This window comes from Kitasatospora sp. NPDC087315, assembly GCF_044744345.1.
Classification (GTDB): Bacteria; Actinomycetota; Actinomycetes; order Streptomycetales; family Streptomycetaceae; genus Kitasatospora.
On record NZ_JBIUYD010000001.1, the window covers coordinates 607,694 to 619,256 of the forward strand.

General features: G+C 78.3%; 11 protein-coding genes. 8 read left to right on the forward strand and 3 right to left on the reverse strand.

Annotation, left to right across the window (positions count from 1 at the left end; translation table 11 throughout):
- Positions 1-11 precede the first annotated feature (11 nt).
- Positions 12-527, reverse strand: coding sequence for a DUF3592 domain-containing protein (locus ACIO5D_RS02620; RefSeq protein ID WP_400793712.1), 516 nt, complete (start codon positions 525-527; stop codon positions 12-14).
- Between the two features lie 214 nt (positions 528-741).
- On the opposite strand from ACIO5D_RS02620, the gene ACIO5D_RS02625 reads away from it, so the two are divergent.
- A complete protein-coding gene (locus tag ACIO5D_RS02625) occupies positions 742-1,296 on the forward strand; it encodes a hypothetical protein (protein WP_363607610.1) in 555 nt (184 codons plus the stop codon).
- Between the two features lie 84 nt (positions 1,297-1,380).
- On the opposite strand, the gene ACIO5D_RS02630 is transcribed toward ACIO5D_RS02625, so the two are convergent.
- Positions 1,381-1,914, reverse strand: coding sequence for an SIMPL domain-containing protein (locus ACIO5D_RS02630; protein ID WP_400793713.1), 534 nt, complete (start codon positions 1,912-1,914; stop codon positions 1,381-1,383).
- A 100-nt stretch (positions 1,915-2,014) separates the two neighbouring features.
- On the opposite strand from ACIO5D_RS02630, the gene ACIO5D_RS02635 reads away from it, so the two are divergent.
- From ACIO5D_RS02635 to ACIO5D_RS02665, 7 genes are all read left to right on the forward strand, one after another.
- On the forward strand, positions 2,015-2,134 hold the full coding sequence (locus ACIO5D_RS02635) for a CGNR zinc finger domain-containing protein (protein WP_400658808.1): 120 nt from the start codon (positions 2,015-2,017) through the stop codon (positions 2,132-2,134).
- Positions 2,135-2,312: 178 nt separating this feature from the next.
- On the forward strand, positions 2,313-3,488 hold the full coding sequence (locus tag ACIO5D_RS02640) for an AAA family ATPase (protein ID WP_363607608.1): 1,176 nt from the start codon (positions 2,313-2,315) through the stop codon (positions 3,486-3,488).
- Positions 3,485-3,940: a hypothetical protein gene (locus ACIO5D_RS02645; protein ID WP_400793714.1), complete on the forward strand. Its 456-nt coding sequence runs from the start codon at positions 3,485-3,487 to the stop codon at positions 3,938-3,940. Before ACIO5D_RS02640 ends, ACIO5D_RS02645 begins: the two co-directional genes overlap by 4 nt.
- Entirely contained in the window at positions 3,937-5,616 is a 1,680-nt protein-coding gene (locus ACIO5D_RS02650) for a hypothetical protein (RefSeq protein WP_400793715.1), read from the forward strand. Before ACIO5D_RS02645 ends, ACIO5D_RS02650 begins: the two co-directional genes overlap by 4 nt.
- Positions 5,613-8,537 carry a bpX6 domain-containing protein gene (locus ACIO5D_RS02655; protein WP_400793716.1) on the forward strand — a complete coding sequence of 975 codons (2,925 nt, stop codon included), beginning with the start codon at positions 5,613-5,615 and terminating at the stop codon, positions 8,535-8,537. The genes ACIO5D_RS02650 and ACIO5D_RS02655 overlap by 4 nt, the downstream gene beginning before the upstream one ends.
- A gap of 195 nt (positions 8,538-8,732) precedes the next feature.
- On the forward strand, positions 8,733-9,356 hold the full coding sequence (locus tag ACIO5D_RS02660; RefSeq protein ID WP_363607604.1) for a hypothetical protein: 624 nt from the start codon (positions 8,733-8,735) through the stop codon (positions 9,354-9,356).
- Positions 9,357-9,578: 222 nt separating this feature from the next.
- Positions 9,579-10,907 carry an aminotransferase class V-fold PLP-dependent enzyme gene (locus tag ACIO5D_RS02665; protein ID WP_363607603.1) on the forward strand — a complete coding sequence of 443 codons (1,329 nt, stop codon included), beginning with the start codon at positions 9,579-9,581 and terminating at the stop codon, positions 10,905-10,907.
- A 51-nt stretch (positions 10,908-10,958) separates the two neighbouring features.
- Here ACIO5D_RS02665 and ACIO5D_RS02670 read toward each other — a convergent pair whose 3' ends face one another.
- On the reverse strand, positions 10,959-11,408 hold the full coding sequence (locus ACIO5D_RS02670; protein ID WP_400793739.1) for an RNA polymerase sigma factor: 450 nt from the start codon (positions 11,406-11,408) through the stop codon (positions 10,959-10,961).
- Positions 11,409-11,563 lie beyond the last annotated feature (155 nt).

Genomic DNA, 11,563 nt, shown 5'->3' on the forward strand with positions numbered 1-11,563 from the left:
CCCGGCGGTGCTCAGCCCTCGCGGCCGCGCACGTACCGGACGGTCGCCACCGTGCCCGCCGCGGTGGCGGCCAGGCCCGTCGCGCAGAACAGCAGGCCGGGGAAGAGGGCGTCCGCCCAGCCGAGTTGGGCGGGGAAGAGGGCATGGCCCGGCCGCCGGGGGTCGTGCAGCAGGGTCACGGCGTCGCCCGCGGACAGCCGGTCCGGCGCCGAGTGCGGTGAGTCCACCACGGCGGGCTGTCGCCGGCCGTCCGGTTCCACGGTGACCAGTACCTCGGTGGCGTCGGTCCGTTGTTCCGGCCGGCCGTACCGCACCTCGTCGACCACGGCGGAGACCCGCGAGGTGCCGCTGAAGTGCTGCCACACCGTCCAGTGGCCGGCCGAGAAGACGATGCCGACCAGGAGGAACGCCGGGCCGATGAGCAGCCCGAGGAGCTTCGGCCACCCGCCCCTGGGCGCCCGGGGCGGCGGAGCCTCGGTCCACTCCTCCGTGCTCATGCTGTCGCGTGGGGGTCTGCTGTCCGGCATGATGCGGGGACTCCTTCCGCCCGGCGGGCCGATCATGTCAGAGCTGTCGGCCGGGTGACGGCGTCGGTGGGGGAGCGGGGCCGGGCCGGTGCGCTGACGTTCCGTGGGCCGTAGATCTCGATCTGCCAACAGGTGCGGGAACTGTGCGCGAGCCGTGTCGCAGTTCTGGTTGAATCGTGAACCTCACCCCAGCGGAACGGAGCGTTCTTCCCCCATGTCTTCACGGATACGCGCCGGCCATCGCGGCCTGGCCGCCGTCGCCGGACTCGTCTTCACCGTCGGTCTCGCCCTGACCGGCTGCGACCCGGCGGCGGGTGACGGTGCCACGGCCGCCTCCTCCTCGCCCGCCGCCGTGGCCGCGGCCGAGCCGACCACCCCCGGGCCGACCACCCCCGCGCCGGTGGCGACCGCGGCCGCGCCCGTGCCGGCTCCGCCCGTGGTGACGACGCCCGCGGCCGTGCCCACCACGGAGGCGCCGCAGCCGACCCAGCCGCCGGCGCCGGTACCCGCACCGACCACGGCCAAGCCGCAGGCGCCCGCCACCAAGGCGCCGCAGCCCAAGATCACCACCGCCCAGCCGCCGACCGACCCCGAGCCCGAAGCGGCCAAGGGGGCGACGGGTTCCTGCGAGATCCGGTCCAACGCGGGCAACTGCTACCAGGCGGGCCAGTTCTGCCGGAACGCGGACCTGGACAAGAGCACCCACGACGCCAACGGCCGGATGATCACCTGCCGGATGGTCAGCGGCAAACCGCACTGGCAGGCCTGACCGGGTGGGGCGGGGTGACTGGCGGCCGTCCACCGCCCGCCGCCCCGCCCCGTCCCGCCGGGGCCGAGCTCCGGGAGCGTCCGGTCAGCCGCCGATGATGGCCGGGCCGAGCAGTACGCCCGCCGAGACGCGGATCCCGCCGGGCGCGAGCGAGCCCTCGCCGCCGCCCTGGCTGTGGCCGACGTAGCCGGTGCCCGGCTGTTCGGAGTCCACGTCCCTGATGCGCACGACCGGGCCGAGCCGGACGCCGGCGGCCCGCGCGTACAGCTCCGCCTTCTCCAGGGCGTCCGCGACGGCCGCCTCCCGGGCCCGCGCCCGCAGCTCCCGCTTGGCGCGGACGTCGAACTCCACCCCTTCCACGTGGTTCGCCCCGGCCTCCACGACGTCCACCAACAGCCGCTCCAGGGCGTCGAGTTCGCGCAGCTCGATGACGAAGGAGGCGGTGCACTCGTAGCCGAGGAACTGCCGCTCGCCGCCGCCGTAGCTCCACGAGGACTGCAGGTCCAGCCGGGAGGTCGAGACGTCGCCGTCCGGCACGCCGTGGCCGCGCACCACCTCGCGGACCCGGCTGACGGCGGCTCCGGTCACCTCGAAGGCCGCGGCCGGCGTCGGCCTCACCCACTGGCTCCCCTCCACCGCCGCCCTCGCCCTCTGGCTCGGCGAGCGCGGCGGCTGCGCCTGGGGCCGGTGCGCCGCCCCCGGCTGCGCCCGCTACTTCATCGACACCGGCCGCCGCGCCCCCCAGCGCTACTGCACCCCCCGCTGCGCCACCCGGGTCCGGGTCGCCGCCCACCGCGCCCAGCGCTCCGACGGCGCCCGGCCCGGGTCCGTGGTGTGAGCGGTTGTGGAGGGGCTGCTCGAACAGCCCGGGGGAGGTCTCGACGGCCACGGCGGGGAAGGCCTCCCGGACCGAGCCGTCGGGGCCCGGCGTGCCGCGCGGCCCCGGCCCCGGGACCGCGCGGCGAGCGTCAATCCGCTGGTGGGCGCCGCCGGACCCCCCGTAGACTCCGGTGCTCGTGACCGAGACCAGCACCACCCCGACCACCCGCCCGGGCGCCGGCGGCACCGCCGCGGCCGGTGACGCCGAGCTGATCGCCGCCGCCGTGGCCGCCGCCGGGCAGGGCATGATCGACCGCGAGACGGTGGCCGAGGTGGTGACGCTCTGCGCCGTCGCGGGCGAGCACCTGCTGGTCGTCGGCGCGCCCGGCACCGCCAAGTCCGAGGCGGTGCGCCGGGTCGCCGGGCAGCTCGGCGGACGCTACTTCGAGTACCTGCTGGGCCGGTTCACCGAACCCAACGAGCTGTTCGGCCCGGTCGACCTGCGCCGGCTGCGCGAAGGACGGGTCGAGTTCGAGACCGCCGGCATGCTGCCCGAGGCCGAGATCGCCTTCCTCGACGAGGTGTTCCTCGGCTCCACGGCCGTCCTCAACACCCTGCTCGGCCTGCTCAACGAACGGGTCTTCCGGCGCGGCGGAACCGTCCTCGCCAGCCCGCTGCGGGTCTGCGTCGGCGCCGCCAACCACCTGCCGGAGGATCCGGCCCTGGCCGCCTTCGCCGACCGCTTCCTCGCCCGGGTCTTCGTCGAACCGGTGGCCGACGCCCGGCTGGAGGAACTGCTCGAAGCCGGCCGCCGGCCCGCGACCGCCCCGGCCCGCCCCGCCGACCTGCTCGGCGCCGTCGACCGGCTGGCCGCCGCCGCCCGCGACTGCGACCTGGACGAGGTCACCCCGCTGCTCGGCACCGCCCTGCGCCGGCTGCGCGCCGCCGGCGTCCCGGTCAGCGACCGGCGGGCCGTCCGCTCGCAGAAGCTGGTCGCGGCGGCCGCCGTCCTCGACGGCCGCACCGCCGGCACCGCCCGCGACCTCTGGGTGCTGCCGCTCATCGCCCCCACCGCCGACACCCAGGCACTGGCCCGCGACACCCTGGCCGACCTGGTCGAGAAGTCCGCCAACCGCAGCCTGGCGCACGCCGCCGAGGAGCTGTCCCGCAGCTCGGCCGCCCGCGCCGACCGGCTCGCCCGGCAGAGTACGGCCCTGCTCGCCGAACACCGCACCCTGCCGGACGGCCGCGACTCGCGGCTGCGGCTGGAGGCCGCGCTGCGGGAGATCGACGCCGGGTTCGACCCGGCCGACCTGCCCGCCGGGCTGGCCGGCATACGCGCCGAGCTCGTCGCGGTGGTCGCACCCTCGTGACCACCGCCCCGCCGCTGTTCCCGCTCCGCTGGGAGCGGTGCGAACCGCCGCTGCCCGCCGCCGCCGTGCTCGCCCTCGGCCCCGACGTGCCAGCCCTGGCCGCCGCCACCCGGGAGCGGCTCACCGGCGGCGCCCGGCTCGGTGCCGTCGCCGACGACGGCGCGCTGCTCGTCCTCGGCGCCGAGGACGACCTGCCGTGGGCCGACGGCGCCCGCTACCTCGGCCGCGACGCCGGACTGCTCGTCCCCACCACCGCCCGCCCCCGGCCCGCCGCCGCCCTCTGGCGCACCGCGCTCGGCGCCCGGGACGGCCAGCTCTGCGTCCTGCTGCCCGGCCACGCCCTGGTCGCCGATCCGCCGCCGCCCACCACCGACCCGGCCGCCCTGGAGCCGTACACCCGGAGCACCGGCGGCACGACGCGTCCGGGCGGCACCGGGAGCGACCCGCGATGACCACGCCGCTGCCCGCCGCCCTCGCCCCCTGGGCCGCCGGCCTCTCCGCGCTCACCCCCGAACTCGCCACCGCCCTCGGCCCCCTGCTGCGCCGCCTGGACGCCCTGGCCGGCGAACGCGAACCCGCCACCGACGACCACGGCACCCCGGACGGCCACGGCGGCCTGGCCCGCTCCGGCCGGCCCGACCAGCTGCTGCCCTCCGAGTGGCTGCTCGCCGACGAGTACCCCGACGAGTTCCTGCGCCGCCTGGTCGACGGCGAACTCCTCCACCTCGCACCCGAGTTCCGCACCCCGGCCGGCCGGGGCCGGATCGTCGTCCTGGCCGACACCGGGCCCGCCCAGGCCGGCGCCGGCCGGCTCGTCCAGCTCGCCGCCCTGCTCGTCCTGCACCGCAGGGCCGCCGCCCGGGGCACCGAACTGCTCGTCGGCATCCTCGGCGACCGGCCCGGCCACTGGCTCGACGGCGACCTCGCCGAACTGCTGCCGCACTGGCTCGACGCCCGCCGCCGCACCGACCCGACCCCCGAGGACGTCCGGCGTGCCTGCGGCACGCTCGACGCCGCCGACCAGGCCTGGGTCCTCACCTCGCCCCGGCTCGCCGACCGGCTCCCCTCCCGGCGAAGGGTGCTGGCGAGCGAGGAGGCCCGCTGGACCGCGGCCGGCGCCGGCTCGGTCACCGTCCGGCTGGGCGAGGCGCGGGCCGAACTGCCCCTGCCCGTGACCGACATCGCCGTCCGGGCGCTGCGCGGCGCCGAATTCCGCCGCAGCGCGCCGACCGCCGCCGCGCTGCCGGCCGGCCCCACCGGGGGAGCGCACCCCGTCTTCACCACCGCGGCCCGCACCCTGCTGGCCCGTGGTGCGAACGCCGCCACCCTGCTCGCCGTCAACCTGCCGAGCGGCGCACCGGAGCGCGTCACCCCCGTCCGGACCCGTCGCCACGAGCTGAACGGGCCGGTCGTCGCCGCCGGACGCCTCGGCCGGCGCCTGGTCGCGCTGTCCGTCCAGGGTGACCGGCTGGTCCCGTACATCAGCGGCCGCCCGCTCGGCGAGCCCGGCCAGTACACCGCCGACCGGGCCGCCCTCGGCCTGCACCAGGCCCTGCTCGACACCCTGCTCACCGGCCCCGTCCTGCCACTGCTGCGCGCCGGGGACGGCCTCGCGCTCCCGCTCGACGGCCGCTGGTGGCGGATCGCGCCCGACGGATCCGTCCACGACGACGGCCCGGTCGCGCCGAGCGCCGACGGCGCGCGGTACCACCGCTCCCGGGATCCGCGGGCGTTCGACCACCCGCTGCCGCCCGGGGCCCAGGACGCGCCGCACCTCGTCCACGGCGGCACCGCCGTCGCCTGGTCGGCCGACGGCAAGGCCTGGGAGGTCCGCACCCCGGCCGGCGACCGGAGCCTGATCACCTTCCGGGAGGATGCCGAGGTGATCGGCCTCGTCCGGCACGACGACGGCCGGCCGGCGCTGATCACCTGCAGCCGGAGCGCCCGGGTGGTGCGCAGCGTCCGGGCCGACGCCGTCCGCACCTTCAGCCGCTTCTCCGGCGGCGTCACCCCGGCGACCGTCCACCCAGGTCTCTCCCTCATCGCCGCCGAACCGCACCCCGGGCGGATCGTGGTCGGCGACGCGGGCAGCGGCCGGATCCACCACCTGATCGGGAGCGAGCAGTGAGCGCCACCTCCGCCGGAGCGTTCCGTGCCACCGTCGACGCCGCCGGCTTCGTGCTGGACGTGCCGCTGATCGGCGCGGCCGAGGCCGCCGGGCGCGTCCTGGCCCACTGGCAGGACGGCGCCGACCTGCGCGAGCTGCCGGACGGCCGCTGGCTGCTCGTCCTGCCCGAACCGGTCGGGACCCGGGCCGACCGTGCCCCCGGGCTGCCGCTGCTGGGGCGGGACGGCGCGCTCGTCGCCGTCGGCACCAACGGCGCGCAGGCCGCCGCCGGGCAGCTGCTGCTCACCACCGCAGGGCTGATGGACCGTCACCAGATCGCCGGTCTGGCGAAGTTGCGGCCCGCCGACTGGCTCGACCCGGCCGGCCTCACCCTCCACCGGCTCGGGCCGGTCGGCGCCCCGGCCGCCCCCGAACCGGTGCTCGACGACCGGCCGCGGCGCCCGGCGGCGGACCTGCGGACCGCCGCCGGAATCGGCCCCCGCTCCGAGCGGGCCCGTCGGCTGACCGCGCCCGCCGGGCGGGGTCGCCCCCGTCGCTGGTGGTCCCGTCGGCCGACCGCGCCCGGCGCCCGGGGCGACCGCCCCCGCCGCTGGTGGTCCCTGCCCCGGCTGCCCGCCCCGGTCGGCCGGGCCGTCGCCGTCGCCGGCCTCGCCCTGCTGTTCGTCCTCGTGGGCCTGCCGCTGCTCGCCGGTCTCGTCCGTCTCGTCGCCGGGCGGGGCCTCCACCCGTCGACGCTGCTGACCGGGCTGCTCATCGGAGCGGCCTTCGCGCTGCGTCGCCGCGCCCCGGGAACAGCTTCCGAGGCCTCCGCCCCCGGGGCGGCGGAGGGGCGGCGGAACCCCGGACCGTCCTGGCGGTCCCGGCTGGGCGGCCTGCTCGCCCGGCTGGCCCTGCGCACCCCCGCCGCGCGTCTCGTCCGCGGCCGCCACGCCCGCTACCTGCGCGAACTGACCCGCGCCTTCGAACAGCGCCGCTGGGAGGACGCCCTGCGCGACGCCGTCCGGCTCTCCGGGCAGTCGCCCGAGGCCGAGCGGGCCTGGCTCTCACTCGGGCTGCCCCGCCGCTTCGCCGGCCCGCTGCGCCCCACCCCGGACGCCGGGGGCCGGGCGGCGGCCGTCTCGCCGCTCTCCGGCCCGACCGTCCACGAACTCCTGGCCGACCTCTACCGGAAGGCCGCCGAAGGGCTGGAGCGGGAGGGCCGGATCGACGAGGCGGCGTTCGTCCTCGCCGACCTGCTGGACGCGCCCGCCGAGGCGGTGGCCCTGCTCGACCGGCACGGCCGCGGCGCCCAGGCCGCCGAACTCGCCGAAGGCCGCGAGCTGGCGGCCGACCTGGTGGTCCGCCTCTGGTGGCGGGCCGGGGACCGGGACCGGGCCGTGCGCACCGCCTACCGCCGGGGCGCGTTCGCCACCGCCGTCGAGCGGCTCACCGCCACCGACCCGCAGTCCGCCCGGGAGCTGCGGGCCGCCTGGGCCGAGCACCGCCGTGCGGCCGGGGACCGGCTCGGCGCGGTCGAGGCCGCCTGGCCGGACGAGACGCTGCGGCCGACGGTCGCCGCCGACCTGCGCGACGCCGTCGCCCTCGGCGGGCCGGCCCGCGGCCGGGCCCTCGCCCACCTGCTCGCCCTCGGCGCGGGCGAGGCGACCCGTACGCTCGCGCTGGCCGTCCTCGACGGCGACGGGCACCCCGACACCACCGGCCGGCCCGCGCTGGCCGCCGCCCTGGCCGGGCTGCCGGGCGCGGACCGGGCCGCCGACCGTGAACTCGCCACCGCCGCGGCCCGCGCCGTCGTCCGGGACGGCGGCTTCGGCGGCTCCCTCGACCACCGGACCGGACGCGCCCTCTTCGACGGGCTGGTGAAGCGCGCCGACCCGCTGGCCGCCGCCGACCTGCCCAGGCCCCGCCGCTCCGCCCGCCCCACGGGGGCCGGCTGGGCCGCCACCGCCGCCGACCGGCCCGGGACACTCCCGGTCCTGGACGCGGCGCTGCTGGACTCCGGCTCGCTGCTGGTCGCGTGCGGCCAGGCGGGCGTGCGGCTGCTCGGCCCGGACGGCCGCACCCGGGCCCGCTGGGACGTGCCCGCCGACCAGCTGGTGCTCGCCGACCACGGCGGCACCGCGCTGCTGGTCGCCCGCTACGGCGAGGTCGCCGAGGTCTCCCGGCTGGACCTCGCCACCCGGGCCGTACGGCGCTGGACCGCCCTGCGGGTGCGGCAGATCGTGCCGTCCTACGACGGCCGGCAGCTGATCACGGTGGACGCGGACGGGATCGCCGTCCTCGACACCCTGGCCCGCCGCCCCACCGTGGTCTGGCGTGAACTCGGCGGCGACCAGGGGGTGACCGGGCGGATCGCCCGCACCCCGTCCGGCTGCGCGGCCGTGGTGGTCTCCGGCCCGGCCGTGGGTGCGCCGCTGACGGAGCTCTGGCGCTGGGACCTGCCGGGCTGGGAGCTGCGGTCCAGGACCGCGCTCGACCCGGCCGCGGTGACCGGTGCGACGGTGCTGGCGAGCGGCCGGCTGATCGTGCCCGACCCCGACCCCACGCGGGAGCCGGGCCGGACGGTGCTGCGCTTCCTCGGCGAGGGGACGGACTCCGGGCTGACCGTCCAGGAGGACGAGCCGGCTGCCCGCGAGGACGGGCCGGCCGGCCAGGGGGACGAGCCGGCCGGCCTGACCGCCGACGGCGACCACTGGGCGTTCAGCCGCGCCCTCGACGGCGGCCGCGGTATCCGCCTCACGGCGGGCGAGGGCGCCGCCTCCGCGCCGACCGGCCTCGCCCTCTTCCCCGGCGCCGACCGGTCCCCGGTCCGGGTGCGGCGGCACGGCGGGGCGGTGACGTACTGGCAGCGCGGCGGCCGGGTGCTGGCCGTCGCGGCCGACGGCTCCGCCGTGCTCGCCAACCTGCGGGTCACGATCGGCTGACGGCCCGCCCGGCTCGCGCGAACGAGCTTCCCTCGTGCGGGAGTTCTAGCTCGGGAGGCCCTGGAGTGGTGCCGCCGCCCCCGGTCGGCGAAGAGACCGGCGCGCGGGCGGCCCCCGGGCGTAGAGTCCCGCTGCGCGGGTCGTGCCGGCCGGCGCACCGCCAGGACGACGCCAGGACGACGAAGGGGCCGGGACATGCCGCTGCGCGCCGAGGACGTGGAGCTGCTGGAGGACGTCGCCGCCGAGGAGGGCGGGTGGCTCGCCGCGGCCCCGGCCGCCCCGTCGTGGTCGCGGCGGCGCGCCAGCGCCGCGCGCCGGCTCACCGCCGAGCGGCTGTGCGAACTCGCCCCGGAGAGCGTCCTGGAGACGCTGGCCACCGCCGACGGACCGCCGGCCTGGGCCGCCCGGATCACCCCCGAGGGCCGGCTGCTGCTGAAGTACCGCGAACTCCGGAAGGGCCCGGTCGCCCCCTGGCCCGAGGAGGAGGGCGACATCCCCGGCCGCACCCGGCTGCGGTTCACCGAGACGGAGATGACGTTCCTGCGCCAGGCCCTCGCCGGCACCCGCGGCATCGCCGGGCTCGCCGCCGTCGACGCGGCCTGCCTCCGGACCGCGGTGGCCGAGGCCCGCCCCGTGGCGGGCACCGCGCACTGGGTGCTGACGGCCACCGGCGGGCAGCTGGACGCGATCGAACACGTCCTGCGGATGGAATCCCTGGTCGGCACCGCCCGCAGCTACCACCGCTTCCTCCACGCGTACCGGCCCTTCCCCTACCGCCCGGGCCCGCCGGGCCGGCCGGCCGGCCCGGGGCTCTGGTAGGCGGCCGGTGGCGGGGGTGCGCGGGGCCGCCGTCGCCTGCGGGCGGCCGGCCGGCGACCGGCGGCGTTTCGGGGACGGTGTGCGGCGCGGTGCCGACGGCGGGGCGCCTCGCCGTCCGGTGTGTGTCCTTCGTCACGCGGGGGGCGGGATAGGGCGGCCCCTGGTCAGCCTCTTCATTGTCGGAGGCCATGCCAAGCGGCGGGCCCAGACGAAGAGGTGGCCATGTCTGAACGTATCCGGGACCGGCGGAGCGGTCCGGAGGGGGATCGCACACCCGGGCCCGCGACGGTGACGGCGGCGAGCGGCCCCGACCGCCTCCTCGCCGACCGGGCCGAGGCCCTCGACGCCGCCGACCCGCTGGCCCCGCTGCGGCAACGGTTCCTGCTGCCGCCCGGCGTCGTCTACCTGGACGGCAACTCCCTGGGTCCGCTGCCCGCCGCCGTCCCCGCCGCCCTGGAGGACGCCGTCCACCGGCAGTGGGGCCGGGGCCTGATCGGCTCCTGGAACGACGCCGGCTGGTGGGAGGCACCGCTGCGGGTCGGGGACGCGATCGGACGGCTGGTCGGCGCGGCGCCCGGCCAGACCCTGGCCGGGGACTCCACCAGCGTCCAGCTGTTCAACGCGCTCGGGGCCGCCGCCCGGCTGCGCCCCGGCCGGCCGCTGCTGCTCACCGACCCGGCCCACTTCCCCACCGACCAGTACGTCGCCGACGCCGTGGGCCGGCTGTTCGGCCTCACCGTCGAGCGGGTCCCGCCGCACGACCTGCCGGGCTTCCTCGCCGGGCACGGGGACCGCGTCGCGGTGGCCGGGTACTCCCCGGTCGACTACCGGACCGGCGAACTGTACGACCTGCCCGCGCTCACCGGCGCCGTCCAGCGGACCGGCGCCCTGATGCTCTGGGACCTCTGCCACGCGGCCGGCGCCCTCCCGGTGCGGCTGGACGAGCTCGGGGCCGACCTCGCCGTCGGCTGCGGCTACAAGTTCCTGTCCGGCGGCCCGGGAGCCCCCGCCTTCCTCTACGTGGCGCGGCGTCACCAGGCCTCCTTCGACCACCCGCTCACCGGCTGGAACGGCCACGCCGACCCGTTCGGCCTCAGCGGCGACTACACCCCGGCCGAGGGCGTCGGCCGGGCCAGGATCGGCACCCCCGCCATCCTGTCGCTGCTCGCCCTGGAAGCCGCGCTCACCGCCTTCGACGGAGTGGACCTGGCGCAGGTCAGGGCCAAGAGCCTGTCACTGACCGGCTTCTTCCAGGACTGCGCCGACACCCTGCTGGACGGCCGGGGTTTCACGGTGGTCACCCCCAGGGAGCCCGGGCGCCGCGGCAGCCAGGTCGTGCTGCGCCACCGGGAGGCGTACGCGCTGGTGCGGGCGCTCGCCGACCGGGGGGTGATCGGCGACATGCGGGCCCCGGACCTGCTCCGCTTCGGCGTCAACGCCCTGTTCCTGAGCCACCGGGACATCTGGCGGGCGCTCTGTCTGCTGCGCGAGGCGGTCGACGCCGGGGACCATCTGCGGGCCCGCTACCGGACGAGGGCCACCGTGACCTGAATCCGGGCCCGCCGCCGGCCGGGCCCGTGCGGCGCCCGGGCGCCGCTCCGTTCAGGCGGGCTGGTGGGTCCAGGCCCGCTGGAAGTTGCGGCGGGCGCGGTGCAGCCGCGAGCGCACGGTGCCGACCGGAAGCCGCAGGGCCGAGGCCAGTTCCCGTTCGTTCAGGCCGTAGACGGCGCGCAGCGTGAGGATCTCGCGGTGCTCGCGGGGCAGCCGGTCCAGCACGTCGCTGATGTGCACGGCGCCCAGGGGGTCGCCGTCGGGGGCGAGGTCGGGCAGGCCGTCGGTGTGCTCCAGGGCCAGCCGTTTCGACGTGCGGACGGCCTCCCGGACGGCGATGGAGCGCACCCAGCCGTAGAAGGCGAGGGGTTCGCGCAGGCCGCGCAGGCCGCGGTAGATCGCGAGCATCGCCTCCTGGGCGGCGTCGCAGCTGTGGGTACGCGCGATCGGCAGGCAGAGACGCCCGACGAAAGGGGTGATGTGTACCAGCAGGTCGTTCATCGCCACGTGGTCGCCGGCCTGCGCGCGCCGCAGCAGCGCGGCCACCGGGAACACGGCGGGGTCGGGTGCGCCCGGGACGGCGGGCGTCGGGGCCGGTGGGGTGAGGTGCGCGTGGGGCCGCGCGGTGCGGTCCATGCGGATCGCCTTTCACTGTT